This is a genomic window from Thioclava sp. 'Guangxiensis', assembly GCF_045348365.1.
Taxonomy (GTDB): Bacteria; Pseudomonadota; Alphaproteobacteria; order Rhodobacterales; family Rhodobacteraceae; genus Thioclava; species Thioclava kandeliae.
The window spans coordinates 570702-597301 of sequence record NZ_CP155823.1 but is presented as its reverse complement, the minus strand read 5'-3'; the positions used below and the strand labels follow the sequence as shown (position 1 = coordinate 597301).

General features: G+C 59.2%; 26 protein-coding genes and 1 pseudogene. 15 read left to right on the top strand and 12 right to left on the bottom strand.

Annotated features, from left to right (window positions below; translation table 11 throughout):
• Window positions 1–31 precede the first annotated feature (31 nt).
• Entirely contained in the window at window positions 32–760 is a 729-nt protein-coding gene (locus ABEB22_RS16205; RefSeq protein ID WP_339114677.1) for an IclR family transcriptional regulator, read from the top strand.
• A 94-nt stretch (window positions 761–854) separates the two neighbouring features.
• A pseudogene (locus ABEB22_RS16200) lies at window positions 855–1570 on the top strand (IS5 family transposase).
• Window positions 1571–1600: 30 nt separating this feature from the next.
• Here ABEB22_RS16200 and ABEB22_RS16195 read toward each other — a convergent pair.
• Window positions 1601–2035 (bottom strand): DDE-type integrase/transposase/recombinase, encoded by a 435-nt coding sequence (locus ABEB22_RS16195; RefSeq protein WP_349295423.1) that lies wholly within the window; start codon window positions 2033–2035, stop codon window positions 1601–1603.
• An 8-nt stretch (window positions 2036–2043) separates the two neighbouring features.
• A complete protein-coding gene (locus tag ABEB22_RS16190) occupies window positions 2044–2562 on the bottom strand; it encodes a hypothetical protein (RefSeq protein ID WP_349295422.1) in 519 nt (172 codons plus the stop codon).
• A gap of 644 nt (window positions 2563–3206) precedes the next feature.
• Here ABEB22_RS16190 and ABEB22_RS16185 point away from each other — a divergent pair.
• On the top strand, window positions 3207–3839 hold the full coding sequence (locus ABEB22_RS16185) for a MarR family winged helix-turn-helix transcriptional regulator (RefSeq protein ID WP_339114674.1): 633 nt from the start codon (window positions 3207–3209) through the stop codon (window positions 3837–3839).
• 53 nt (window positions 3840–3892) lie between these two features.
• Here the strand turns inward: ABEB22_RS16185 and ABEB22_RS16180 are convergent, their stop codons facing one another.
• The 5 genes from ABEB22_RS16180 to ABEB22_RS16160 all read right to left on the bottom strand — a co-directional run bounded on the left by ABEB22_RS16180 (window position 3893) and on the right by ABEB22_RS16160 (window position 8347).
• Complete coding sequence (locus ABEB22_RS16180; RefSeq protein ID WP_349295421.1) at window positions 3893–4600, bottom strand: ATP-binding cassette domain-containing protein; 708 nt, start codon at window positions 4598–4600, stop codon at window positions 3893–3895.
• Entirely contained in the window at window positions 4597–5334 is a 738-nt protein-coding gene (locus ABEB22_RS16175) for an ABC transporter ATP-binding protein (protein WP_349295420.1), read from the bottom strand. Before ABEB22_RS16175 ends, ABEB22_RS16180 begins: the two co-directional genes overlap by 4 nt.
• Before the next feature lies 1 nt (window position 5335).
• Entirely contained in the window at window positions 5336–6172 is an 837-nt protein-coding gene (locus ABEB22_RS16170; RefSeq protein ID WP_339114671.1) for a branched-chain amino acid ABC transporter permease, read from the bottom strand.
• Entirely contained in the window at window positions 6172–7065 is an 894-nt protein-coding gene (locus ABEB22_RS16165) for a branched-chain amino acid ABC transporter permease (RefSeq protein ID WP_339114670.1), read from the bottom strand. Before ABEB22_RS16165 ends, ABEB22_RS16170 begins: the two co-directional genes overlap by 1 nt.
• 67 nt (window positions 7066–7132) lie before the next feature.
• The gene (locus ABEB22_RS16160; RefSeq protein ID WP_339114669.1) at window positions 7133–8347 is read right to left on the bottom strand and encodes an ABC transporter substrate-binding protein; all 1215 of its coding nucleotides are present in this window, start codon (window positions 8345–8347) and stop codon (window positions 7133–7135) included.
• 519 nt (window positions 8348–8866) lie between these two features.
• Here ABEB22_RS16160 and ABEB22_RS16155 point away from each other — a divergent pair.
• The 5 genes from ABEB22_RS16155 (at window position 8867) to ABEB22_RS16135 (ending at window position 13406) form a co-directional block, all read left to right on the top strand.
• On the top strand, window positions 8867–9370 hold the full coding sequence (locus ABEB22_RS16155; protein WP_349295419.1) for a flavin reductase family protein: 504 nt from the start codon (window positions 8867–8869) through the stop codon (window positions 9368–9370).
• Between the two features lie 43 nt (window positions 9371–9413).
• Window positions 9414–10871, top strand: a complete 1458-nt coding sequence (locus tag ABEB22_RS16150) for a 4-hydroxyphenylacetate 3-hydroxylase N-terminal domain-containing protein (RefSeq protein WP_349295418.1) — start codon at window positions 9414–9416, stop codon at window positions 10869–10871.
• 78 nt (window positions 10872–10949) lie between these two features.
• On the top strand, window positions 10950–11348 hold the full coding sequence (locus ABEB22_RS16145; RefSeq protein WP_339114666.1) for a cupin domain-containing protein: 399 nt from the start codon (window positions 10950–10952) through the stop codon (window positions 11346–11348).
• Window positions 11345–12727, top strand: coding sequence for an amidase (locus tag ABEB22_RS16140; protein ID WP_349295417.1), 1383 nt, complete (start codon window positions 11345–11347; stop codon window positions 12725–12727). Before ABEB22_RS16145 ends, ABEB22_RS16140 begins: the two co-directional genes overlap by 4 nt.
• Before the next feature lies 1 nt (window position 12728).
• The gene (locus ABEB22_RS16135; RefSeq protein ID WP_349295416.1) at window positions 12729–13406 is read left to right on the top strand and encodes a DUF2848 domain-containing protein; all 678 of its coding nucleotides are present in this window, start codon (window positions 12729–12731) and stop codon (window positions 13404–13406) included.
• A 236-nt stretch (window positions 13407–13642) separates the two neighbouring features.
• Here ABEB22_RS16135 and ABEB22_RS16130 read toward each other — a convergent pair whose 3' ends face one another.
• A complete protein-coding gene (locus ABEB22_RS16130; protein WP_349295840.1) occupies window positions 13643–13894 on the bottom strand; it encodes a hypothetical protein in 252 nt (83 codons plus the stop codon).
• On the opposite strand from ABEB22_RS16130, the gene ABEB22_RS16125 reads away from it, so the two are divergent.
• Window positions 13788–14792 (top strand): AraC family transcriptional regulator ligand-binding domain-containing protein, encoded by a 1005-nt coding sequence (locus ABEB22_RS16125; protein ID WP_349295826.1) that lies wholly within the window; start codon window positions 13788–13790, stop codon window positions 14790–14792. The two genes, ABEB22_RS16130 and ABEB22_RS16125, sit on opposite strands and share 107 nt — an antisense overlap.
• A 50-nt stretch (window positions 14793–14842) precedes the next feature.
• Here the strand turns inward: ABEB22_RS16125 and ABEB22_RS16120 are convergent, their stop codons facing one another.
• From ABEB22_RS16120 to ABEB22_RS16110, 3 genes are all read right to left on the bottom strand, one after another.
• The gene (locus ABEB22_RS16120; RefSeq protein WP_349295415.1) at window positions 14843–15676 is read right to left on the bottom strand and encodes an alpha/beta hydrolase; all 834 of its coding nucleotides are present in this window, start codon (window positions 15674–15676) and stop codon (window positions 14843–14845) included.
• On the bottom strand, window positions 15669–17081 hold the full coding sequence (locus ABEB22_RS16115) for an APC family permease (RefSeq protein ID WP_349295414.1): 1413 nt from the start codon (window positions 17079–17081) through the stop codon (window positions 15669–15671). The genes ABEB22_RS16120 and ABEB22_RS16115 overlap by 8 nt, the downstream gene beginning before the upstream one ends.
• Window positions 17082–17395: 314 nt before the next feature.
• Window positions 17396–18322, bottom strand: coding sequence for a LysR family transcriptional regulator (locus tag ABEB22_RS16110; RefSeq protein WP_349295413.1), 927 nt, complete (start codon window positions 18320–18322; stop codon window positions 17396–17398).
• Between the two features lie 96 nt (window positions 18323–18418).
• On the opposite strand from ABEB22_RS16110, the gene ABEB22_RS16105 reads away from it, so the two are divergent.
• The 3 genes from ABEB22_RS16105 (at window position 18419) to ABEB22_RS16095 (ending at window position 22131) form a co-directional block, all read left to right on the top strand.
• On the top strand, window positions 18419–19126 hold the full coding sequence (locus ABEB22_RS16105) for an HAD-IA family hydrolase (RefSeq protein ID WP_349295412.1): 708 nt from the start codon (window positions 18419–18421) through the stop codon (window positions 19124–19126).
• Complete coding sequence (locus tag ABEB22_RS16100; protein WP_339114658.1) at window positions 19123–20433, top strand: FAD-binding oxidoreductase; 1311 nt, start codon at window positions 19123–19125, stop codon at window positions 20431–20433. Before ABEB22_RS16105 ends, ABEB22_RS16100 begins: the two co-directional genes overlap by 4 nt.
• Before the next feature lie 84 nt (window positions 20434–20517).
• Window positions 20518–22131, top strand: coding sequence for an ABC transporter substrate-binding protein (locus tag ABEB22_RS16095; protein WP_349295411.1), 1614 nt, complete (start codon window positions 20518–20520; stop codon window positions 22129–22131).
• 135 nt (window positions 22132–22266) lie between these two features.
• On the opposite strand, the gene ABEB22_RS16090 is transcribed toward ABEB22_RS16095, so the two are convergent.
• Window positions 22267–23277 carry a LacI family DNA-binding transcriptional regulator gene (locus tag ABEB22_RS16090; RefSeq protein ID WP_349295410.1) on the bottom strand — a complete coding sequence of 337 codons (1011 nt, stop codon included), beginning with the start codon at window positions 23275–23277 and terminating at the stop codon, window positions 22267–22269.
• A 222-nt stretch (window positions 23278–23499) separates the two neighbouring features.
• Between ABEB22_RS16090 and ABEB22_RS16085 the strand changes: the two genes are divergently transcribed.
• The 3 genes from ABEB22_RS16085 to ABEB22_RS16075 are packed head-to-tail and all read left to right on the top strand — an operon-like array spanning window position 23500 to window position 26593.
• Window positions 23500–24534, top strand: coding sequence for a sugar ABC transporter substrate-binding protein (locus ABEB22_RS16085; RefSeq protein WP_349295409.1), 1035 nt, complete (start codon window positions 23500–23502; stop codon window positions 24532–24534).
• Between the two features lie 53 nt (window positions 24535–24587).
• Window positions 24588–25364 carry an ATP-binding cassette domain-containing protein gene (locus ABEB22_RS16080; RefSeq protein ID WP_349295408.1) on the top strand — a complete coding sequence of 259 codons (777 nt, stop codon included), beginning with the start codon at window positions 24588–24590 and terminating at the stop codon, window positions 25362–25364.
• Window positions 25361–26593, top strand: coding sequence for an ABC transporter permease subunit (locus tag ABEB22_RS16075; RefSeq protein WP_349295407.1), 1233 nt, complete (start codon window positions 25361–25363; stop codon window positions 26591–26593). The genes ABEB22_RS16080 and ABEB22_RS16075 overlap by 4 nt, the downstream gene beginning before the upstream one ends.
• Window positions 26594–26600 lie beyond the last annotated feature (7 nt).

Genomic DNA, 26600 nt, shown 5'->3' with positions numbered 1-26600 from the left:
ATAACTCTCACGACAAGAAGGAGGGCTGGAAATGACCCAGGCCAGTGAGAGCAAGGCGATTGGCGTAATCGCACGGGCCGCGACGATCTTTCGCGTGCTCGAGAGGGCCCCGCGCGGGATGAGCATCTCGGAACTTGCGCGCGAGGCAGCTCTGCCGCGCTCTACCGTACATCGTCTTATCACCGATTTGGTTCAAGAACACCTGCTGCTCCTTGCTAACGGACGGGTCTGTCTGGGCCCTGCGCTCCCGCGCCTTGCCGCAGCCAACCAGCATGATGTCCAGAGCCTTTCGCGCCCCGAATTGGAAAGGCTTGCCGAATGCTGTGGAGAAACAGTCAATCTTTCGGTTTTGCGGGCGGATCAGGCGCTGCTGGTAGATCAGGTCGCCTCGCGCCAGCCGTTAAGGGTAGTCTCGCCGGTCGGCGAGGTCCTGCCGCTGACCGTTACTGCGCAGGGTCATGCGTTTCTAGCTGCGCTACCGGAGGCCGATCTCCGAGCGCGGCTCGGGCTGGAGATTACACAGGCCGGCGATTACCTGGCACTTTGCAAGGAGCTTGACGTGATCCGTCGCGACGGGATCGCTTTTGAGGCGCAGCGATATCTCGCTGGTGTCTGTGCGTTCGCACTTACGCTTGATCTCCCCGTGAGCGAACGCTACGCGCTGTCGGTCGTCCTTCCACTCGCGCGGCTGGACGGACGCGAGGATATGATCCGCGATGCCCTAAGGCAGGCGGCAGACGCGATCAGGGCACGGTTCTAGGCTCAGGACCTATTAACTTTTGAAGTCGAATCTGGATCTGAACGATCTGGAGTTTGAGGTGATGAGTAACTTGTTCTGGCTGACCTAGGCGCAGATGAAGCGCATTGGCCCCTATTTTCCGAAAAGCCGTGGGCGGCCTCGCGTCGATGATCTGCGTGTGTTGAGCGAGTTGTCTTCATTAATCGCAATGGGTTGAGGTGGCGTGACGCGCCCCAAGGAATTTGGTCCGCCCAAAACGCTCTACAATCGTTGGAGCCGAATGGGTGTCTTCGCTCGGATCATGGAAGGCCTGACCTCCGAAAATTCCGACACTCGAACCGTGATGATCGATGCGACATATCTGAAAGCGCATTGCACGGCATCCAGGCTGCGGGTCAAAAAGGGGGGCGTCGACGCCTGATCGGCCGCACGAAGGTCGGGATGAACACGAAGCTCCACGCCGTCACCGACATGAATGGCCGCCCGATCCGACTGTTCATAACAGCAGGTCAGCTCAGCGACTTCACCGGTGCGCAGGCGTTGCTCGACAGCCTGCCACAGGTGAAATGGATGCTGGGCGATCGGGGATGTGATGCAGATCGGCTCAGAGAAGCGTTGAAAGACAAGGGAATGAAAGTGTGAATCCCAGGTAGGAAGTCCCGCAGGGTGGCGGTGAAATATGACAAAAGGCGCTACAAACGGCGCAACCGTATCGAAATCATGTTCGACAGCCTCAAAGACTGGCGGCGCGTCGTCACGCGATAAGACCGCTGCCCGGAAACCTTCCTCTCAGCGATGATGCTCGCCGCTACCGTTCTGTTCTGGCTGTGAAAGGGAATGAGTCTGGAGCCTAAGATGGACTCATTTGTATTTCACAGAGCGCCAAAGCCGTTTGATCATCCGGTTGTCGATCCAGCGGCCCCGACAATTCATAGAGATTTTCACCCCGGCCTCGGTCAGCGTGTCGGCCCATTCACAGCCGGTGAACTGGCTGCCCCGATCGCTATTCATGATCTCTGGCGGGCCATATTTGGCCAAAGCCTCTTTCAAAGTCTCAACATAGAAGTCTGCCTCCATGCTCTTAGAAAGCCGCGAAGCCAAACCTTTGCGATTGAACCAGTCCATGATGGTGACGAGATACAGAAAGCCCCGATGCATCGGGATGTAGCTGATGTCGACACACCAGACCTGGCTGGGTCGAGTTACCGCCAGTCCTTTCAGTAGATAGGGCGAGACCTTATGCTGGGGACGTTTCTTGCTGGTGTTGGGCGTCTGATAAATTGGAACCAGCCGCATCTTGCGCCTTAGACGGCGTACCCTGTGGCGGCCGCATTTAAGCCCCTGATGCTGGATGTATCCGCCATCTGCCGCGAACCATACCACGGCGCTTCCAAGAACTGCTTGTCGATGAGGTCCATAAATCTCAGGCTCTCGGCACTTTCGCCAACAGGACGGTAATACAGCCCCGCTGCAGTAGTGCGGATTGCCGTCGCGGCCTCAACTGATGATCCGCGCTCTCCATTTTTACCTTGCGCCCCGAGCAACTGGTGCGAGGCGCTCGATGAAAGAAACCACTCTACGACCAATTGTCCGATCCTCGAATGCGGTTTCTCAATCTCGGCCTCGGAGGCGCGAGCCCTATCGGTTTGATCGGGCTCGAAAGCCTGCGCCATGTTGGTAACCGCCGCACACTTCCACCCGCTGATCATGTTCGAATGAACGCCGTATTTCTTCGGCAATTCCGCCAGCGTCATCTCCTCGCGGATCGCTTTCAATGCGACCTTCGCCTTCAAATCAGCTGAGTGGTTCTTTCTCTTTGCCATGGTAGATCGCCTTTTTCATTCGGCGACCCAGCTTAAGCTCTGGCCCGAATGTCCAAGACCGCTTCTCGGGAAACTGTCCGATTTTCGGGGGGCAGCTCACATCTCAGGGCGGAGCGTCAGGTCCTCCACAAGCTTCTCGAGCCGTATGTGCTTTTTTTCAGCGCCTTCAGTTGACACATCTTGTTCGGAAACGGGTCGCGGTAATTTCTTCTAGTTGAAATAGGACGCTTGGCTGCCTCCCGCCTTTCGGAAGATCTCAGAAACCGGGGTGCTTTGCCTGTCCTTCTTCAGGATGGCCGCCTTCTGCGCCTCCGTGAACTTCGAGGCTTTCAAGCGTTTCCGCTCCTCTCCCGGCCAGAACAGAATAGCCAAAGCCTCCAGATTTAAACAATCCGGTTTTCAGGGGGCAGAGCAATACCCGAAGAATAAAACTGCAAGATCTGGGCTGCAGTGACAGACAGCTTCATTTTGAACCCGATCCACCAACTGATGGGACTGTACACCTTTCCTAATTCCCATAGCGCCAAACTCGCAAATTATTTATCACCGCTAGCATCAATCGCGGTGCCAACCTGCCCGCAGAAGGTGTTCGTACCTGCAAGTCTCTGTTATGCTGGTGCTTCAATTTGGAAAGATCGCGTTAGATGCCTTCAGAAAAGCCTACAGTCAAACCTATTGCAGGGCATAATTTTACGCCCGTGGCTGTAGATTTATATGATCGGACAGACCGTCCTCTGACAGTGTCGCGGCCTGAGCTGCTAATAAACGGATCAGATGCAGAGTTCCGCAAACTTATCCATGCTTTTTTCGGGTTTTTGTCTCGCCACGAGAAGGTGCGCGCAAATTTCGGGGCGAATATTGGACTGGGGGGGGTGGAATATAGCGTTCTCGTTGCGATCAGCCACATGACCGCCGACGATGGCTTCGTTATTGTCAGTCAGTTGGCCGAGCATCTCCATCTCTCAAGTGCGTTTGTCACTACTGTGACAAAGCGCCTAGAAAAAATGGGCTTGGTCGAGAAAACCGTCGATCCTGAGGATCGCCGAAAAATCCAGCTGACGATCACCGAGACTGCATATGGACTGCTGTGCACGTTGGCACCAATCCAGCAAAAGGTGAACGATGTGGAATTCGGGACGCTTCGCCGGGGCGATCTGAGCTTTATGGTTAATATGATGGAGAGCCTCATCGAGGGGGCTGAGCGAGCGCTGAAGCTGCAAGATTATTTGCGCAGTAACCCGGACCACATCCAGCCCGAGCCGAGCAAAGACGCCTGAGATGCGGCGATGGGGGTTCGGACCAGTTTTGGTCCGAACCAGTGATATGCCTGTCAGCCGATGGCCAACATTGTATTGAGAATGAGGCCACCTTCCGCCAGCTCGTTTGCGGCACCGCTTGCAACCACTTCGCCCATCGAGAGAAGATAGGCACGGTCGGCAATTGCGAGCGAATGCTTGGATTTCTGTTCCGCTACAAGCACACTCAACCCCTGAGCGCGGAATCCTGCAATGAACGAGAAGATTTCGGCCGTCATCAACGGAGCCAAGCCTAGAGATGGCTCGTCCAGAAGCAGAAGTTTTGGTCGTGCAAGCAGGGCCCGTACGATCGCAAGAATCTGCTGTTCCCCCCCGGACAGGTAGCCTGCCAGGCCGTTCCGGCGCTTGCCGAGGATCGGAAAACGCTCGAAGGCGCTAATGATTTCGCGGTTTACTGCCGCGTGGTCGCGGCGCAGATAGGCGCCCATCCGAAGATTTTCCTCGACTGTCATTCTTGCCAGAATGCCCCGTCCTTCCGGCACGAGTGACAGACCTGCCGCCAAATTGGCCTCGGCGCGCATTGGTGCCAATACCGATCCGCGATATCGGATTTCGCCACGATAGGGTAGCAAGCCGGCAATTGCTTTCATGGTCGTGCTTTTGCCTGCACCGTTTGCGCCGATCAATGCAACGATCTCTCCCTCGTCGAGAGTCAGATCGACTGTACGCACCCCGGGAATGGCGCCGTAATTCACCGCCAATGCATTCAGTTCGAGTATCAAGCCTCTTCTCCTAGGTAAGCGGCGATCACAGCAGGATCAGCCTGGATCTGCGCTGGTGTACCGCTGGCAATGCGGGTGCCGAAATTCATGACATGGATCTTGTCGCATAATCGCATCATGAAGCGCATGTCATGTTCGATAATGAGGATTGAGAGCCCATCCATACGCAGTCTTAGCAGGGTCTGACGTAGATCTTCGGCCTCGTCATGGTTCATCCCGGCAACGGGTTCGTCAAGCAGGAGGAGTTTCGGGGCCATAGCACAGGCCCGCGCCATCTCTATCTTGCGTTGCACGCCGTAAGGCAAGGAGGTGGCGACACGGTCGCGATATTGGGCAATACCGAACAACTCCATCATCTCGTCGGCACGCGCCTGCACTTTGCCGTCGGGCAGAAATCTGCGTGCCAGCCCTAGTTTCGGGGCCTGCGCCAGCAGAATATGCTCGCGTACGCTCAATGATGGGAAGAGCCTGATATTCTGGAAAGTGCGCGAGATACCTGTCCGCGCGATCCGCCAGGAAGCACGGCCCAGTTGGTTCTCGCCCGACAGCCTTACGGCTCCGCTGTCGGGGCGATAGGCGCCAGTGATGACGTTGAAGATCGTGGTCTTACCAGCGCCATTGGGGCCGATGATGCCGGTAATTTCCCCCGCGCGACAATCGAACGAGACCTCATTGAGCGCACGGATCCCGCCAAAGCTCTGAGTTACGTTCTCAAAAGTAAGGATATGGGTCATATCACGATTTCCTCCGTAAACGCGCCAGACCGAAGAAATTCCGGTCGACAAGCCCCTGACGGCGCACGAGCAGGACGCCGATCAGCAGCGCTCCGAAGATTGCCTGACGCCAGTCTGTGAAATCGCGCAGAACTTCGGGTAATAGGATCAGCACTGCGGCGCCCAAAAGCGAACCCAGCGCAAGGCTTGAGCCACCCAGAATAACAGCCAGCACAAACGAGACCGAATGGTCGAACCCGAAGTTTGCCGGTTCGATATAGAGGTTTTGATGCGCGAACAGCGCTCCGGATACCGCTGCAAGACCCGAGCCAAACGCAAAGCTTGCGAGTTTGATGCCGGTGGTATTGAGGCCCATGAGCCCTGCCGCGAGTTCGTCATCCTTGATTGACTTCACCTCGAACCAGAGGCGTGTGCGTTCAAGTGCCAGCACCAGTGCCAGACAGCCTAGCGTCCAGGCAAGGATGTAGCCCAAAGACACATGTTCCATCCCCGCGTAGCCGCCGGAGCCACCTGTCGGTTCAAAGTTCAGGAAAAAGCTGCGGACCATCTCGCCAAAAGCCAGTGTGGCCATCGCAAGGTAAATGCCGCGAAGCCGCAGCGCCGGAAAGCCGATGAGCAGTCCAAACCCCATGGCGACCACCACTGAAATTAGGATGGCTGGCGTGAGGGCAAACCCCGCGCTTACCGTGAGCCAGGAGGAAAGATAGGCGCCGATTGCCATGAAACCCGCGTTGCCCAGTGATAACTGGCCGGTTGCAAGGATGACATAGACCGAAAGCGCGCCCAAAAGCAGGATGGAGCCATCGGCCAAGAGGCCGGATTGATAGGCTGACAACATTATACGCGTCCTCCGGAAGTCTTGGCCGAGCCTCCGAGCAATCCTTGCGGGCGGACCAGCAAGATGACGATCATCAGGCCATATACAATAAAATCACGCAATTCCGCGCCCAGGTAAGCAACGGTAAGAACCTCGAGCACACCGATGATCGGTCCTGCCAAGAGCGCCCCCCAGATATTGGTCGCCCCGCCGACCACCATGACAGCGATTGCCTTTACCCCGACATCCGCCCCGATATAGGGCGTGATAGCGGAGTATTGCACGCCCACAAGCACGCCCGCCGCGCCTGCCAGGGCTCCGGATAGCGCGAAGGTGATCAGGATCAACCGTCCCGGATAGATACCCAAAAGGCGTGAGATTTCGCGGCTTTCGGCAACGGCACGCAGCGCCCGTCCCACAGCACTCCGCTGGATCAGGAGGCCAATGACCACACAGAAAAGAACAGTGACTACGATGACGATGATCTGCACCAGGCTGATAGAGACCAGTCCAATTGAGAAACGTGTGGCAAGGAGACCATCAAGCGACAGTTGTAGCGGGTCCGAGCCCCATAGGTTGGTCGCAAGGTTTTGTAAGATCATCGAGAAGCCGAGCGTGCTTAACATCGGCGTGACATGACCGGCATTACGCAGAGGTTCGTAACCGATACGTGCGACAATCGCCCCGATGATAGCCGTACCCGCCATCGCGGCCACAAGCGCAAGCCAGAGGGGGAAACCAGACAATAGCAGTGCAAAGCCCAGGTAGGCTCCGAACATGAAAATTTCGGCAATGGCGAGGTTGAGGATGCCGAGCACCCCCATCACCAGCGAGAAAGCGAGAGCGATCAGCGTATACACCGCGCCCAAAGTTAGGCCATTCAAGACCTGCTGGATAAAGATACTGACATACATCGAGGCGACGCGAACCCTGGTGAGAGAAAGAAGATCGTCCCAACCCTGAGGTTGGGACGCAGAGTGCTTACTGGCTGCAGGCGCCTTCAGCGGAGCACGCCGTGTCTTTGGCTGTCCATGCGCCATCTTTGGCTTCAACGATGAAGAAGGACTTCACAGCATCACCATCCTCGCCAAAGGAGATTTTGCCGCCCAGGCCGGAGAAATCGTGCTCGGAAGCCATATAGTCGCGTATCTTCTCGCGGTCGGACGCTAGATCCTCAGGCTTGCCGGTGATTTTTGCCGATTTTGCCGCTTCGACAAAAAGCGACATGATTTCATAGATATTGGCATCGAATTGTGAAGGTTCGATTGTGTCGGGGAGGTTCTTCTGCGCACGCAGAAGGGGGGTAAGTTTGGCGGTGAAATCCTGCACTGCGGGCGTATCGAGGCCGGCGAAGAAGGTTGTCGGAGCTACTACCGGAATTTCGGGATCGGCCGCGAGGATTGCACTCGAGATTAGCTGGGTCGAGCCTAGAACAGGCAGTTTGACACCTTGACGACGCATCTCGCGCAGCACGGTGATCGCCTGACTGTAATCTGCGGAGAGGATTACGGCATCGGGGGCCATTGCACGGATCTTGGTGACTTGCGCAGAGACATCAAGATCGCCGGTATTGAAGGTAATAGGGCTTGCGCCGTCCACGACGTCGATGTCATTTGCCTCTAGCACCTTGGGAAAGATCGAGGAGCCGACAGCGGTCGCGGTGGCATCCTTGGCGTCATAGATGATGGCAACCTTCTTCACACCATAGGTTTCGACAAACCACGGCAGAGTAACATTCGCGAGCTTGGCCTCATCGACCGTATTTCGGAAGGCCCAGGGACGGTTCGAAGCTGCTAGTCCTGGTTTCGAGCTGTTTTGCGAGACCGCGACGATCCCGAGCTGGTTTGCGAGCGGAAAGGCGACCTCGGCAGCCGAGGAGGTCGCGGGGCCAGCAATCGCCAGAACCTTGTCGTCATCCGTTAGTTTGCGGATCATCGATGCAGCCTGACCGGGCTTTGCACCATCGTCATAGATCGAGATCTCGAGCTTCTCGCCATTGATACCGCCGGCGTCATTGACCTCCTTCTCGAGCATCTTGAGCGCCACCGTATTCGCGCGGCCCCATTCAGCGAACGGGCCCGAGGCGGGTACGACTGCGCCAAAACGGATCGTGTCAGCATAGGCCGCGCTAGATGCCAGCGTGATGGCGAGTGCAGCTGCTCCGGATCGCGCGAGCATCATCTTATTGAATTCCATGTCTCACTCCACTGTTGTTGCAGACCCGAGAGCCCGCGCATTCTTATTTTTCAGGGCAGGGATTCTGCCGCTTAGTCAATCACGCTTCGATACAGAAAAACTTTCAAATAAAAACTTCCTAACAAAGCTATTTATATTGATGCGCTCATGTATGCATCATCGGCGCCCAGCTTGGGCATGTTGAGTGAGCAAAATATAGACATTACAAGAATCTATGTTTTTCACCTGTAGTTCTATTGAAAATAAGCTATTGAATTTAGTGATATTAATAAACGATTATTGATTCGGACATTCGCGGATCCAAGAACATTGTATGACTTTAAAATATGCAATATTAGAGATCTCTTAAGGGATCTTCGACGCGTTTAGGTGCCGGACGCCAAATTTCTAGGCAAATATATTTTGGAAATACCTTTGTAAGTTAATTAAATTGACAGATGATCCTTGGTGACTGAACCTTAAGAACAGTTGCGGCCCGACAGGATTGTGGGGCCAGCCGTTTGATAAGGGACCTCCGTTATGGGCCATTACAGCCAGACCTTTACGCCTGATCCTGCCGATACCCGCAGCCTGCGCAACGCGCTCGGACGCTTTCCCACCGGTGTCGTTATCGTCACGGCGACTGTAGCCGGGGAACGTATCGGCATGACGATGAGCTCGTTCAACGCGCTCTCGCTTGATCCTGCGCTGATCTTATTCTCTATCGGGCGCCATGCACATTCGCTGCCACTCTTCGAGAAGGCCGAAAGCTATGCGATCCATGTGCTCTCGCAGGATCAGACCGATCTGTCGAACCGCTTCGCGCGAGCAGGTGCGGATAAATTCGCCGGGGTCGAGACGACTCCCGGTCTGAATGGCGCGCCCCATATCACTGGCGCCCAGGCCATTTTCGACTGCGTTCCCAACGCCATCCATGACGCGGGCGACCATCGCCTCTTCGTGGCGCAGGTCAGCGAGATCCATCTCGCTGAACCGAGTTACCCGCTTATTTTCTCCCAAGGAGGCTATGTCGCGCTGCGCTGAAGCGCTGGCTCGCCGCCTCTCCCCTGCCTGAAGGATCCCCCCGATGATCAAGAACGGTGCCCAGCACACCAAATCGCTTCGCGACGGACGCGAAATCTATATCTACGGCCAGCGTGTCGAGGACGTGACCACAGCTCCCGCTTTCCGCCACTCGGTGGCATCAATGGGCAAACTCTACGATTTTCAGGCGGCGCCGGAAAATCAGGCCCTGATGACTTTCGAGACCGGTAATGGCGCCCGCGCCAATCGCATCTGGCAGCTTCCCAAGAGCTATGCCGAGCTAGTCGAGCGCCGTCACGCGCTGGAAGCTTGGACCGAGCTGCATGGCGGCTTCATGGGCCGCGCCCCCGATCACGTCGCCTCTTGCATCGCGGGCATGTATATGGGGCTCGAGGTCTTTGAGGAATATGACCAAACGCGCGCTTCGGCTCTGGCGGATTACTACCATTATGCGCGCGATAACGAGCTTTATCTGACCTATGTCATCATCAATCCGCAGGCCGATCGTTCGAAGGCCGCCAATGAGCAGAAAGATCCGTTCTTCGCGTGTGGTGTGGTTGATCAGGACTCTTCAGGGCTCACCGTGCGTGGAGGCAAGATGCTGGCCACGGGGGGCGTGCTGGCCAACGAGGTTTTCGTAACATGTATTCAGCCGATGCGTGAAGGCGAGGAGCCCTACGCCATCTCCTTCGCGATCCCGATGAATACTCCCGGCCTCAAGATCCTGTCGCGGAAATCCTATGAAGCGCAAAGCCCCGAGATCTTTGATAATCCGCTTGGCGCGCAGTTCGACGAGAATGACGCGGTGCTTTATTTCGATAATGTGAAAGTTCCGTGGGAGCGTGTCTTCATCAATCAGAACACCTCAATGTGCGCGCGACAGTTCCATGCGACCCCCGCCCATGTCTATCAAAACTATCAGGCGCAGATCCGGCTTATGGTGAAAATGCGTTTCCTTATGGGGATTGCGCGCAAGACAGCCGAGACCAATGGAACATTGGCTATTCCCGCCGTGCGCGAGACGCTTGGCCAACTGGCCGCGCAAGCGGCAATGGTTGAAGCGTTTGTCTATGGTATGGAAGCCAAGGGCAAGATGCGCGGGGCATACTACATCCCCGATACGCATCTGCTTTACTCGGCGCAAGTCTTGACCCAGCAACTCTATGCCCAAGTCATTACTACCATGCGTGATTTGGCAGGCGGTGGGCTGATTATGCTGCCCTCCTCGGTCGCCGATTTCGCAAATCCCGAAGTGGCGCGTCTGATCGAGAAGACGCAGGCCAGCCCTGTCACCGACGCGAAGGGCCGCGTGAAGTTCTTCAAGCTTGCATGGGATGCGCTTGGGTCGGAATTCGGCTCACGCCACCAGCAATACGAAATGTTCTATGCAGGTGCGACCTTCGTCACAAAGGGGCATTCCTTCCGGCACTTTGATTGGGACCGCTCCACCGGGCTCGTCGATGCCATGATGGCAGGTTACGAGCTGCCGGCTGTGTCCTGAATGTAATCCGAGCTTTGGTGTTTGATCGGCATCACTTGGCTCAAGTCGAAAACCTCTTATCTAACCACAGGAAAAAAAATGAAAATCGCAAAGTCGCATGAAGAGTTCTATCCGATTGATATGGGCACCGAGGGCTGGGAAGTGCCGCCGGGATATCCGCAGGGCATCGAGCAGAAAATCCTCTCGGGTTTCCTTGACGAAGAAAAGAAGGAGGGCTTCCGAACCCGCCTTCTGCGTTTTGCACCGGGGATCTATACGACCAAACCTTTCGTGCATGATTACTGGGAAGAGGTCTATCTCGTCTCGGGCGATCTGACCGTCGGAAATGATGAGAATGGCGAGGGGGGCGAGGCATTTGGCCAGCACACCTATGCCTGCCGCCCCAAGGGCGCCTATCACGGGCCTTTCAAATCCGAAAAGGGCTGCGTTCTGATGGAACTGCATTACTACGTTGCCGAGGATGAAGTGGTCGCATGAGTTTGACCATTGCTGAAGTAACCGCGGCGCTGGAAAGCGGCGCGGTTACCGCCCAGGGCCTGCTCGAGCGTGTTGAGGCAGCGCTCGACGCTGCGGGCCCCGAGGCGGCGCGCATCTATACCGCGCTCGATCTGGAAGGTGCCCGCAGGGCGGCTTGCGCCTCTGACGCCCGCCGTGCGGAAGCCGCGACTTTGGGGCCGCTTGACGGAGTGCCGATCTCGGTCAAGTGCCTTTTCGATATGAGAGGCTTTGTCACGCATTCGGGCTCGAAAGTATTGGAAAATGCCGCACCTGCCGCAGCCGATGCTGACGTTATCAAGCGGTTGCGCGCCGCAGGGGCCGTGATTGTCGGCCATACAAATATGACCGAATTTGCTTATTCTGGTCTTGGTCTCAATCCCCATTTCGGCACCCCGCGCAATCCGGCGGTAGCGCCGGATTTGCCCGCGCGCATCCCTGGTGGATCATCGTCGGGGGCTGCGGCATCGGTTGGTGCGGGGCTTGCGGTGATCGGTCTCGGCACCGATACCGGCGGCTCGTGTCGCATCCCGGCAGCTTTCTGCGGGCTGACAGGGTTCAAACCTACTGCAAGGCGCATCCCGCAGGAGGGCTGCTATCCACTGTCATATACGCTTGATTCCATCGGCTCGATCGCCGCAGATGTGGCTGGCGTGGCGCTTGCGGATGCGGTGTTGGTCAACGAGCCCGACCTCGGCCTCTCAGTGCCCGAGAGCATCGTCGGCCTTCGCTTTGGCGTCCTGCGGAATTATGTCGTCGACGGGCTCGAGCCCGAAGTTTCGCAAGCGTGGACTGATGCACTCGAGCGTTTGAGGCAGGCCGGAGCCGAGCTGGTAGATCTCGAGTTGCCTCCCATCGAAGCGATTCCGGCGCTCAATGCAGGAGGCGGGATCACCGGCGCGGAAGCCTTTGCCGTGCATCGCGAACGACTTGCTGAAGGAGAAGCGGATTATGACCCTCGCGTTGCGGTCCGTATCCGCAAGGCCGAAACGATGACGGCTGAGGACTATGCCGCCGTTTTAGCTGCCCGCGCGGCGATGATCGCCGAATGCGATGCGCTGACCGAGGGGCTTGATGCGGTGCTTCTGCCCACGGTGCCAATGCTTGCGCCCGAGCTTGCGCCGCTTGAGACGGACGAGGCGCTTTATGGTCAGACGAACCTGCGCGCTCTGCGAAATCCAACGGTCGCGAATTTCCTCGACCGCTGTGCATTGTCCCTTCCGTTGCCGCAGCCCGATGGCGCGTTGCCGGTGGGGCTGACCCTCATGGGCGAAACCATGGATGACCGTCGCCTGCTTGGCATCGGCACAACCGTCGAGGCGGTGCTGCGTCATCTCGCGCCCGCATTTTCAGGAGAATGACATGAAATTCGAGATCATATCCCGCACCGGATCGCAGGAGATCGTCTTCGACCCGCGCCAGCTCGTCATTGCTGGCTGGGCCGGACGCGACAAGGCGGCAATGGAGCACCATATCGTCGAGCTGGAAGCGCTCGGCATCGCGCGCCCCAAGACCACGCCGACCTTCTACCGCGTGGCTGCCGAACGCCTGACGCAGGCCGACATGATCGAAGAACTTGGCGACAAGTCCTCCGGTGAGGTCGAGCCGCTTCTGCTGCGCCATAACGGCGCGCTCTATGTTGGGCTCGGTTCTGATCATACCGACCGCGAAGTCGAAGCTTACGGGATCTCCGTGTCCAAGCAGCTCTGTGCCAAGCCGGTTTCGACAACGCTCTGGCCCATGGACGAAGTCAAAGACCATTGGGACAGTCTAGTTCTTCGCAGCTGGATCGAGACCGAGACCGGTCGCGTGCTTTATCAGGAAGGCTCGGTTGCCTCGCTGCTAATGCCGCTCGAGACGATGGCCCGCTACGAGGCCGAGGGACATTTCGAGGACGGCACCGCCATGCTCTGTGGCACCATGCCCGCCATCGGTGGCATACAGTACTCCACATGTTTCAGTGCAGAACTCGAAGATCCTGTCCTCGGGCGCACCATTACGCTGGGCTATAAAATAGCAAGTCTGCCGATCCTTGGCTAACCCACATTCAAGAGCGCGGCTTGTTCTGCGGCGCTCTTCTTGCTCTATGGCTCTACCAGTTCGGTAAGATCGACGCTCCTGTGAAAACAGGTCTCGAATGGTCCTCATGCACCATTCGAGACCCGAAGTCGCGCACCGGCTTCATGTTCCTCGCGGCAAACATTTCCAGTGCCTACTTTACTGGCGCCCGCAACCAGATCCGAACGATTTCTGGGCAGTTCATTCTGATGCTCTCATTACTCGGGTTCGCCGGAGACATATTTCTCGTCTGCTGCGATATTATAGGCCAGAGCCAAGGAAGGAAGACGTTGGCGCCAGAGCCATGGCAGGGTATCGGATATGCAGCAGCACAGCGCGCTGACAAGAAGTCTCGACAGCTCGATCCGGATCGGATGCCTGATTGGGTGCGCGGACATCGTCAGCCGGAACGGTAGCTCTTTCGAGGCAGTTGTCCGCAAGGCGGGGCTGAGCCCTGAATCGCTATCCACGCCCGATCGCATGATCCCATTGAGCCTGTATACGCGTGTGCTGGATGTGGCGGCCGCCGAATGTCCGACAGGTAATTTCGGGATCTGTTTCGGAGACGTTTTCGATATTCGTAATCTTGGCGCAATCGGCTATCAGATGTTGCATGCCGGAAGCTGGGGCGAGGCACTGGAAACCTTTTGCAGCAACTTTTCGGTTGTTCAGGACCATTCGCATATGCAGCTGAAGCGTAGCGGCGGTTTGGCCTGCCTGAGCTACGAGCTGAGCGCGTTGCACTCGGATCTTCGTGCGCAGGATGCGGAGTTTTCAATTGCGCTTTTATGTCGTGCGCTAACGCGTCTGTCACCGGCATTCGTCCCCTCGCGCATAGATTTCCAGCATGTATTTCGCGCTTCTGCCCGTGGCACCTGTCTTGAAGAGGTTGAAATCCGTAGCCGCCAGCCGATGACCGCGCTTTATTTCGACGCGGCATGGCTGGAACGGCCCGCGCCGCAGGCCGATCGATATATGCATCGGCTGATCCTGGAGGATTTGGAGCGAGAGCTTCTGACGCGCAGCAACCGGACGGGGCTGATTGGCGCACTCCATGACGCGATGCAGTCCCGCAGTGACGGTCGGGGTCTCGCGACCTGTAGCGCGGGTGAAATCGCAGCGGAACTCGGGCTCAGCGAACGCACGATGCACCGTCGGCTTGAGGCTTATGACACAAGCTTCCGAGATCTGCGCGCCGCTGTCTGCATGGAAATCGCCTGTGAGTATCTCCTCGGAAGCTCCATGTCTGTATCCCAGATCGGCTATCGGCTGGGCTATAGCGAGAGCAGCGCTTTCTCGCGGGCGTTCAAGGCAGAAACCGGCCTGTCGCCCAGTAATTTCCGTTTGAGGGGTCGCCTGATCTCGTGAGCATGGGCCTGCCGGAAAGACCGGAAGGCCCATGTCGGGCGTGTGCGCTTTTAAAGGCCGCAGAAGTTCCGGATTTCGGAGCAGAGCTCCTCGGGTACTTCCCAGTTCGGGGCGTGGCCGGCCGCAGCATATACGCTGAGCCGCGCATCGGGTAAGGCGGCGAGCAGGGTGTCCTGATCTTCGCGCAGGAAGATCTCGTCATGAGCGCCCCAGACGAGAAGGACCGGGAGCGTCAGTTGTGCCAGCTCGGGGAACGGTCCCGCCGGTGGCCGGTAGTCAAGCAACCCCGCAAGCGCCGATTTCCACACATGGGCGGGAGCCTTCATGCTTTCGTCCACGATCTTGTCCAGCGTCATGCCTCCTCCCAAGGGGTTGACGCATGTGCCTGCCTGAAACTCATGGGCAAAGCTGCGTGGAAGAGGATCCTGAAGCTCTGAGAGGTCCCGTGCCAGCGCCACCAGCGGCGGTGTCGCTCCTGTGGCAGCGGTATCGACCAGCACAAGTTTTTGGGCCAGACCGGGCGCTCGGAGTGCGATCTCCCGGGCGATGAATGTGCCCATCGAATGCCCGACGATGACGGAAGGCCCTGTCCCGAGCGCCTGCAGCAATGCGATAACATCCTCTGCATGCTGGCCGATGGAATAGCCGGTCTCCGGCTTGTCGCTCTCGCCGAACCCCCGCAGGCTCACGGCAAGGACGCTGCAGCTGTCGGGAAAGGCCTGCATCATGCCATAGAAGGAATACCAGCTATCACCATAGCCATGGACCAGAACGAAACTATGGGGCCCGTGCCCTTTACGGGCATATTCCATGGTGATGCCGGTCTCCAGTGGCTGCCGCCCGAAGATGATCATCTCGCTTGCAATATCCGGAGCGTCAGTCATGCGATGCTCCTGCGATGGAGAGGAAACTCGTGCCGAGCGCATCATAACGGGCAGGGTCCCGCCGCGAGAGATAGACGGCATAGCCCCAGCCCATGAGCCCCGTGCCGATAACCGCCGCCGGAAGCAGCAGGATCACTGCGACATTGGTGGCGCCTGTCAGCATCGGAAGGTTCGACAGTGCGAGCAGCAAGACGATGACCAGACCGATCAATGCCGCGACGGGCGCAATCACCCTTTGCCAGAGTGTCGTGTCATGTGGTGTGCGGGCAAAATAGCGCAGGATCGAGATGCCCACGAGGATCTGGACCGAGAGGACCCCCAGTGCCGAGAGTGCGGCCATGAACGAATAGACGGTTGCATAGGGATCGATCCTGAATAGGGCACATAGGCCGATGATCAGGGCAACCGAGAGGCTCTGGACACGGTTGGCCGTATGGGTCGAGCCGAAATGCGGATGCACCTGTGCCAGCGCCTTGGGCAAGACAGCTTCGCGCCCGCCTGCAAAGAGATAGCGGCTGATCGTATTATGGAAGGACAGGATACAGGCAAAAAGGCTGGTGACCAGCAGAGCGCTCATCGTCGTGCTGAGCAGGCTGCCGCCAAGTGCATGTGCCGTGTTCACGAAGAGATCCGAGCTATCGGCGGTTGCCGCGTCACGGATATTGGACGGGCCATAGGCAATAACCATGCACCACGCTGAAAAGGCATAGAACAGGGTGATACAGATCACGGCAAGATAGGTCGCCATCGGGATCGTGCGGCGCGGGCGCTTGGCTTCTTCCGCAAAAATCACGGTTGCCTCGAAGCCGAGGAAGGAGGCCACAGCAAACAGAAGGCTGACACCGATCCCCGCCGAGAACCCGACCGAGGGCAAGAACGAGGTTGCACTGATGCCTTCCGGCCCGCCTTGGGCAAGGATCAGCAGGTTGAGCACCATCAGCACAACGATTTCGCATAGCATGCAGATCCCGAGAATCCAGCCTGAGAACTCGATCTGGCGTCGGCCGCAGAGATCCACGAGGATCACGCAGATCAGAGCCGCGGCCCACCACGGCAGAGGCAGTCCTAGCGGTTCCAGAAGTCCCGCAATGACGATCCCGAAAAAGGCATAGATGGCAATCTGGATCGCATAATAAGTCAGCAGCGTCATTGCGCCTGCCGCCAGTGCCCAGCGTGATCCCAGCCCTTTGGAGACAAAGGCGTAAAAGGCACCAGCGCTTCCGACATGGCGGCTCATTGCCGTAAAGCCCACGCTGAACAGGAGATAGATCAGCCCCGCAATGACATATCCCATAGGCGCACCCGCACCATTGCCGATCGAATAGGCCAGAGGTGCCGCACCGACGATCGCTGTCAGCGGTGCGGCGGCAGCGATAACGAAGAAGAGGATATGGGTAACACCCAAGGATCCTTTCCTGAGAGTGGTTTGAGGTTGTGGATCCGCCATATGGAATTCCTTTCCGAGAGAAGTGTGACACTTGCCATCAGGAAAATTCTAGTGAGGCAGCTTGGAACCCGTCTTGACAGTTCAGGCCAACGACATGGCAGTTTCAGCCAATTCTACGATCTGGTCTCCCGCATTTGACTGGCCTAGACCCGTGCCCAGAAGAGGTCGTATCGCCCAGCAGCCCTGAACCGCATCATGTCCGTAGGCCGAACTCCATGAGGCACGAGGTTTCAGACCGGACCACTCAAATGGGGGAAGATCAACTTACACACTCAGGCACGGGCTGGCGAAATCATCATTCGTTCGAGCTTCAGTTCAGGGTATTTCGCTGAAAGCGATTTAAAATCAGCCATCATCTGTCCCTCGATCCAATCGGCAACGGCGCGGGATCTGGCGGAGGTTTCGTTGAACTGGAGACAGCACAGGCGCGACGTCAGCATGACGGGCTCGGGGTATACGGGGACGAGAAGGCCGGTATCGAGCCAATGTGCTACGATGTTCAGCCACCCCGTGGCAGTTCCCTGACCTGACAAGGCTGCCTGGACGACAATGGAATAATCGGCAAACGAGAGCGCCGACGTCCTGTCGCTTTCCTCGGGGGTGATGATGCTCGCCGGATCGCTTATGCCTTCGAGATAGACACGCGGCACTGTTCCATGGCGCGCGGTCCGTGCGATCGAGGCCGCGCAGATATCGATATATCCCTCGCGCAGGAGAACACGGGCCCCGTCCGGCGGGCTCTCGTAATAGCGCATTGCCAGATCGACGCCCTCGATCGGGCCCGATACCGGTCCGGCAATCAGCTGGAAGCGCAGTTCGAGTTGCGGAAACGCGGCCCGAAAGACCGAGATCCGCGGCATGAGCCAATGCGCGACGAAGGCCGTCGAGACCGAAAGCGTGATCACCCGGTCCTCATCCCTCTTGCGGGTCAGGCGATCGAGCTCGGCGGAGATGTCGCTGAACGATCGTCCGACAACCTGCGCCAGACGCGCTCCTTCGGCACTCAGCGTCGCTCCGCTGCGCGAGCGTTCGAACAGGGGCTGTCCCAGATGGGTCTCGAGTGCATGGATCGCACGGCTGATTGCCGGCTGCGTGACGTTCAGCTCATCTGCGGCCCGCGAGAAGTTCTGATGCCGCGCGGCGGCCTCGAAGATGAAAAGGCTACCGACTGAGGGCAATTTACGACGAAGACTATCCATGATCTGAGGTTATAATAGTTATCAGACTTCTTCAATTGAATTTGCCTTCATTGCACCGCAACATGAGGTCAACACATATCCCATTAGAGGCCTGTTATGGATCTGACCCGTTTCAAACTGTTGACCTTCGATGTGGTCGGCACCTGCATCGATTTCGAGAAAGGCGTGCTCGACGCGATCCGCGAACTGGGCGGCGATGCGGCCAAGGGCCTGAGCGATGACGAGATTTTCAAACCCTATGTGCAGGCGCGTGACATCCATCATGGCCGCACCAGCGAAGCCTTTGGCGATGTCTATCTTCATATGGCCAAGGTGCTAGGGCTCGAAACGGCGCACCGTAATGCGGAGCTGTTCCAGTTGCGGCTGTTGCAGCTTCCTGCTTTCCCCGATGCGCCCGAGGCGCTCGGGCGTCTGCGGGCGCGTTTTCGTTTGTGCGCGATGACCAATGCCGATCGCACCGCCTTCAGCGCCTATCACTGGACGCTGGGGCTGCCCTTCCATGACGCCATTACCTGTGACGATGCGGGCGTCCCCAAGCCGGATCCGCGCGTCTTCGACTATAGCCGTGGCCGTGCTTCGGTGCTCGGGATCAAACAGGACGAGATCCTGCATGTGGCTCAAAGCCAGCATCATGATATCGGCGTGGCGAAGGCACTCGGCTACAAGACCTGCTGGATCCAGCGGCGCTTCGATCAGGAAGGTTACGGCGGCTCGCCCGATCCGGCCGAATATACCGAACCCGATCTGCATCTCCATTCGCTTGCGGATCTGGCCGATGCGGTCGATGCCGCCTTCGCCAAGTGAACGGGCGCGATACTGTCTCGGTTCCTCCCAAAGCGCCCTCGCTCTGGGAGGAGCTTGCTCCTGCCGCGCCAGAGTATCCGTCGCTTGCCGTCTCCGATCGCGCCGAGGTGCTGGTGGTGGGCGGGGGCTATGCGGGGCTTCATGCGGCCCTGACCCTTGCGCGGGCGGGCAAGACCGTGATCGTGGCAGAGGCGGGGCCCTTAGGCACGGGCGGCTCGGGGCGCAATGGGGGCGTGGTGAACGCGAAGTTCCGCATATCCTATAGTGCTCTGGCCCAGAGCCACGGGATCGCGACAGCCCGCAGAATGCACGAGATCGCCGACAGGTCGGTGGCCTATCTCGAGGAGACGCTCGAGAGGTATGATATCGGGGCGCATTACGCGCGTCACGGCGCGCTGCGCTGTGCCCATACCGCGCGCGCATTCGAGGCGCTGGCGCGGGATGCCGAATGGCAGAAGGCCGAACTGGGCGTGAGCGGTCTCGCATTGCTCGACCGTCAGGAGATGCAACGCGAAACCGGCAGCACGGATTTCTGCGGCGGAGTGCTTGCGCCGCAAGGGGGCACGATCCGTCCACTCGACTATCTGCACGGACTGGCGCAGGCGGCGGTAAGGGCCGGCGTGCGGCTCTATGCCCGAAGCCCTGTGCTGGAGGTCGAGGAAGCCACCGGATCTCTCCGAGCGACACTCCCGAACGGCGAGATCCGTGCCGATCATGTGCTCTATGCGACCGATGCCTATTCCTCCATCAGTCGCGTCACGGCACCATTGCGCCGGTCGGTCGTACCGTTCCGCTCGGCGATGGTGGCCACGGCGCCTTTGCCTGCCACAATGTCCGAGGAGATCTGTGCCAATGCCCGTAGCTATACCGAGACTCGGCGGATGATGCGCTGGTTCCGGCGCGAGGGCGACAGGCTGATCTTTGGCGGACGCGGTGCGCTTGGCGCGGTGGACGCCCCTGCGGCCTTCGCGCGGCTGGAAAGCGCGATGCGCGCGATTTTTCCGCAGCTTGAGGGGCATCCGGTGACCCACCGCTGGTCCGGCCATGTTGCGTTGACCTTCGATGCCTTACCGATGGCGGGGGCACTTACGCGACGCCAGCACTTCGCGGCGGGCTTCAACGGCGCGGGTGTCGCGATGTCGGGCTATGTCGGGCATTGTATGGCGCGCAGGTTCCTGGGCGAGGCGCCGGATCTGGGGCTTGTGGCGCGGGACACCCTCCCCAAAGTGCCGTTCTTCGCGTTCCGCTCCATCGGGGTCAGGGCGGTCACGGCGGGCTACGAGACCCTCGACCGGCTCGGCTTCTAACGACAAAGAGAATGGCGGAAGGTGGCACCAGATCACCCCGCCAAACCATGATCCTCGGATATAGTTCCTCACAGGGAGACAGATATGACGACCGAACGACCGACAAACTGGACAGATCGTGATAGCCGCCTGCTGGAGGGCGCATTGCGGCAAGGCGCTACGCGGCGTGAGCTTCTGCATATGCTGATGGTCGCAGGCGTTGGCCTGAGCGCGGGCGGCACACTTTTAGGCCTTGCAGGGCGCGCGAATGCCGCAACCCCCATGCGCGGTGGCCATCTGAAAGCGGCAGGCTGGTCGGCCTCGATTGCCGATACGCTCGATCCGGCCAAGGGCTCGAACACGACCGATTATGTCCGCGCCTGCACATTCTATAACCGGCTGACCTTCATCGACCGCGCGGGCGTGCCGCAGATGGAACTGGCCGAGAGCATCGAGACACCAGATGCCCAGACATGGCAGATCACTCTGCGCAAGGGTGTCACGTTCCACAACGGCAAGAGCTTTGGTGCGGAGGATGTGGTCTATTCGCTCCAGCGCCATCTGGATCCGGAGGTCGGCTCCAAGGTCAATGCGATTGCCAAGCAGATGGTCGAGATCTCGGCCACCGGAGCACTCGGCGTCCGGATCGTGCTGGCCGAGCCCAATGCCGACCTGCCCACGATCCTCGGGCTCCATCATTTCGCCATCATCGCGGATGGAACGACCGACTTCACCACAGCCAACGGAACCGGTCCCTTTACCTGCGAGGTCTTCGAGCCGGGCGTGCGCTCTGTCGGGCAGCGTAACGACAGCTACTTCAAATCCGAAGGCCCCTATCTCGACAGTGTCGAGTTCTTCGCGATCGCCGATGCCAGCGCGCGCCTCAATGCGCTGATGTCGGGCGATATCCAGATCGCGGCCAAGATCAACCCGCGTGCCATGCGGACGCTCGAGGGACGGGACGGTATCTCGACGCTGACCACGACCGCTGGCAATTACACCGATCTCAATATGCGTATGGACCTTGATCCAGGGTCGAAGGCGGGTTTCATCGAAGGCATGAAGCATCTGGTCAATCGCGAGGCGATCCAGAAATCCGTGCTGCGCGGCTTTGCCGATATCGGCAATGACCAGCCCGTCTCGCCGGCCAGCCGCTATTACAACACCGAGTTGAAACCTGCGGAATTCGATCCCGACCGTGCCAAGGCAGCCTTCGATAAGGCGGGCCTGTTGGGGGTCGAAATCCCGATTGTGGCCTCGGAGGCCGCCGCGTCCTCGGTCGATATGGCGACGCTCATCCAGCAGGCAGGGGCAGGGATCGGGATGAATATCAGGATCGATCAGGTGCCCGCGGATGGCTACTGGTCGAATTACTGGCTCAAGGCGCCAGTCCATTTCGGGCATATCAACCCGCGGCCCACACCCGATATCCTCTTCTCATTGCTTTACAGCTCGGACGCGCCCTGGAACGAGAGCCGCTATATCTCCTCCCGTTTTGACAGTCTTCTGAAAGAGGCGCGCGGTTTGACCGACGAAAGCAAGCGCACCGAGATCTACTGGGATCTGCAGGAGATGGTCGCGCAGCAGGCAGGGACGATCATTCCGGCCTATATGAGCAATATCGACGCCTATACCGACCGGCTCGGCGGGTTGGAGCCCAACCCCTTGGGCGGATTGAACGGCTACGCATTCTCGGAATATGTCTGGCTCAACAGTTGATGGCAGCGCTTTCTCGGATGCGATTGTGGGAGCAGGGGAGGCGGAGGGAAACCGCCTGTCCCGACATGGCGCCATGACCCGCGGCGACTTATGGTTTGATCGGCGCCTGTTCGATCGGGCCGGGTCTACGCTGTGTCATCTCAGATGGAGTTTGCAGGGCACCTTGATGAGTTTATGCGCGGCCGGAGCTTCCTCCATCTGGGCCATCAGGCGGGCGATCAGGTTGGGCACATCCTGTTCGATCATGCCGACATTCTGCGGCAGCAATGCGGCAAACGGATCGTAGTCGAAGGTGCCATAACGGATGGCGGCTGCCTCCGGTGGTGGTAGTGCCTGCATCCAATGCACCACCCCTTCAAGGGTAATGGTCGAATTCACAAAGAGCCCGTGCGGCCGCGAGGGGAGATCTTCCAAGACCCGACGCGCTTTCAGCGGTGCATAGCCGGGCGTCAGTATATGCTCCGCTGGCACGTCGAGCCCTCGTGCGGCATGCGCATCGAGGAAGCCACGCCGCCGTTCCCGCGTGTTATGATCGTCCAGCCGCCCGCCGATAAACACCAAGGCCTCACATATGCCGAGATCCCTTTTGCAGGCATCGAGGATGGCATTGGTCAGGCTGAAGGCGCCCGCGTAGCTGTCGGATATGATGGAGGGGGCCAGGCTGCCCGGCAGATCGAGATTGATTGTCGGCACGCCATTTGCGGCACATAGTTCCGCGATGCGGTCCGGATTGGTGCTGCCACAGGCAACGAGGCGATCCACCTGATAGGAAAGCAGCCCCCTTGCAGCCTCGATCTCCAGATCGGGGTCGCGCTGTGTGCAGGTGATGACAGGGAAGAGCCCCGTCGCCCGCGCGGCTTCCTCGAATTGCTCGGCGATCGCGCCGAAGAAACGGTTGTCGTATTTCGGCACGACCATGCCGACGATCTTGGATTTGTCGCGCCGCAGGACACTTGCCTGAATATTGACCGCATAGCCCTGCTCCTCGGCCGCGCGCAGGACGCGATCGGCCAGATTCTGGCTGATTCGGCGCTTCTTCCACGATCCGTTCAGCACAGAGGACACCGCTGTGGGTGAGGTTCCGACGATCTCGGCCAGATCGTAGATCGTTGTCCGCCTTGCAGAATTGGCGTTGCTGGCTGACATCCTGCCCATCTCCCGCGTGTACGTCCCGTTGACGGATGTTGACAGCTCTGATGCGCAATGGCAATGATGCTCCATCGGTTGAGCATCTTGAGGAGAGGATGCTCTATCGAAAGAGCGCCCGAAGGTGGCGCATGGGGATCAGCTATGTGTCCTGCGATGTCTGTCGGGGGCCCAAGTTGTCTTGTGCATCATCCGGAAGGCCGGTCTGACAGGAGGAGTAACATGACCAAATTCCGTATTTTCGCCGCATCCGCACTTGCGGTCGCTGCGGCCCATGCCGCCCATGCCGAAGCCACCGTGGCCTTTCTGATGCCCGATCAGGCATCCACCCGCTACGAGCAGCATGACTATCCCGGTTTCCAGGCCGCGATGGACAAGCTCTGTGCCGAGTGCAAGGTGATCTACCAGAACGCCAATGGCGACGTCTCGCTCCAGCAGCAGCAATTCAACTCGGTCATCGCGCAAGGCGCCTCGGTGGTCGTTCTTGATCCGGTCGATAGTTCGGCTGCCGCGACGCTGGTCCAGATCGCCCATAGTCAGGATGTGAAGGTCGTCGCCTATGACCGCCCGATCCCCGATGTTCCGGCGGATTTCTATGTGTCCTTCGACAATGAGGGCATCGGCCGGGCGATCGCGCAATCGCTGGTGGATCATCTGAAGGCCGAGGGGGTCCCGGAGGGCGAGGGGGTGCTGCAGATCAACGGTTCTCCGACCGATGCCGCCGCAGGACTGATCCGCGACGGGATCGACAGCGCGCTCGACAATTCCGCCTATAAGACCCTGTCCGAATTCGATACGCCGGATTGGGCGCCGCCCAAGGCGCAGGAATGGGCGGCTGGCCAGATCACCCGTTTCGGAGACGAGATCAAAGGGATCGTGGCGGCCAATGACGGCACTGCCGGTGGGGCGATCGCCGCGATGAAGGCCGCGGGCGTCAGCCCGCTGCCGCCGGTGACCGGCAATGACGCGACCATCGCGGCACTGCAGCTCATCATTGCGGGCGATCAATACAACACCATTTCCAAACCCTCCGAAATCGTGGCCGAAGCCGCCGCCGGGGTGGCGATGAAACTCGTGAGGGGCGAGACACCCGATGCGACGACCGAACTCTATGACACGCCGTCGCAGCTCTTTGTCCCCGCCGTGGTGACGCAGGAGAACATCAAGGCGGAGATCTTCGACAAGGGCATCCAGACCGCCGCCGAAGTCTGCACCGGTGAATATGCCGAACCCTGCGCAAAGCTGGGTCTCGAATAAGCGGCTGCCGGGGGCGGAGACCCGCCCCCGGCTTTCAAGGGAGGAGACTGGATATGCACAAGGGTGATCTCATCCTGAAGCTGCGCGGCGTGACCAAGCAGTTCGGCGCGGTGACCGCGCTTCACGATATCGAACTCGACGTTCATGCGGGCGAAGTGGTGGCGCTCGTGGGCGACAATGGCGCGGGGAAATCCACGCTGATCAAGGTTCTGGCGGGTGTGCACCAGCCCACCAGCGGGAGCATCGAATGGTGTGGCAGGCCGGTGACGCTCGATAGCCCCGGCACCGCGCTGGAACTGGGAATTGCCACCGTCTTTCAGGATCTCGCCCTTTGCGAGAATCTCGATGTGGTGGCGAACCTCTTTCTCGGGCACGAGAAGGGCCCCTGGGCGCTCGACGAGGTCGAGATGGAAGTCCGCGCCTGGACATTGCTGCAGGAACTGGCCGCGCGTATCCCCTCGGTGCGCGAACCGATCGCCTCGCTCTCTGGCGGCCAGAGACAGACGGTGGCCATCGCGCGCTCGCTGCTGCTCGACCCCAAGATCATCATGCTGGACGAGCCGACCGCAACACTGGGTGTCGCCCAGACCGCCGAGGTGCTGAACCTGATCGAGCGGGTGCGTGACAGGGGGCACGGGGTGATCCTCATCTCGCATAACATGGAGGATGTGCGCGCGGTGGCCGACCGGATCGTCGTGCTGCGCCTTGGCGAGAACAACGGTGTGTTCACCGCACAGACCTCGCATCAGGATCTGGTCGCGGCGATCACCGGCGCCTCCGAGAATTCTGTCTCGCGCCGTATGGCCCGCAAGCAGGGAGAAATCGCATGAGCAATGCACAGCTCGACCGCGCCGATACGCGCGTGCGCCATGACGAGGGCCTCGCGGGCGCGGGTCGCGCCTTCATCGACCGGGTCCGCTCCGGCGATCTGGGGATGCTGCCTGTCCTTTCGGGACTGGTGCTGATCACATTAGTCTTCAGCACATTGAATCCGGTGTTTCTGGCACCGAACAATCTCGTGAACCTGCTATTCGATGCCGCCGCTATCGGGCTGATCTCGCTTGGCGTGGTCTGCGTGCTGCTGCTGGGCGAGATAGATCTGTCTATTGGGTCGATGTCGGGCCTTGCCTCGGCGCTGACCGGTGTGCTCTGGGTCAATTCCGGCCTTCCGATGCCGGTGGCCGTTCTCGGGGCGGTTCTCGCAGGAGCGGCAGTGGGCTTCATCTACGGCGTCCTGCGCAACAAATTCGAGATGCCGTCCTTCGTGGCGACCCTCTCGGGTCTGCTGGCGCTGCTGGGATTGCAGCTCTATCTCCTTGGCGCCACCGGTTCGATCAATCTGCCCTATACCTCGCCGCTTGTGAAATTCGGCCAGATCCTCATCATGCCGGCATGGTTGTCCTATCTGGCGGCGATCCTGCCGGGCGCGCTGATGCTCTATGGGGGGATGAAGACCATGCGCCGCCGCCGTGCGGTCAATCTCTCGAGCCCCGGCCTGTCCGTGCTACTGGTCAAGGCAGGGGTGATCACCGTCGCGCTTCTGGCCTGCGTCGCCTATCTCGAGCAGGGCCGTGGCGTGCCCTATATGTTCGGCGTCTTCACCCTGTTCGTCTTCGCGCTCGACTATGCGCTGCGCCGCACCAAATGGGGCCGTTCCATGTTTGCGGTCGGCGGCAATGCCGAAGCCGCGCGCCGCTCAGGTATCGACGTCAAGAAGATCCGCCTGTCGGCCTTCATGGCCTGCTCCTCGCTTGCGGCACTGGGCGGTGTTTTCGCCGCCTCGCGCCTTGCCTCCGCCTCCCAGCAGGCCGGAACCGGCGATGTGAACCTCAACGCGATCGCGGCCGCGGTCATCGGGGGCACGTCGCTGTTCGGGGGCAGGGGCTCCGCCTGGTCGGCGCTTTTCGGGATCATCGTCATCCAGGCGATCTCCAACGGCCTGACCCTTCTCAACCTCTCGTCGAGCCTGCGCTACATGATTACGGGGGCCGTGCTGGCCATCGCCGTGATCGTCGATAGCCTCGCCCGCCGCTCCCGTGCCTCGCATGGCCGTGCCTAAGGATCCG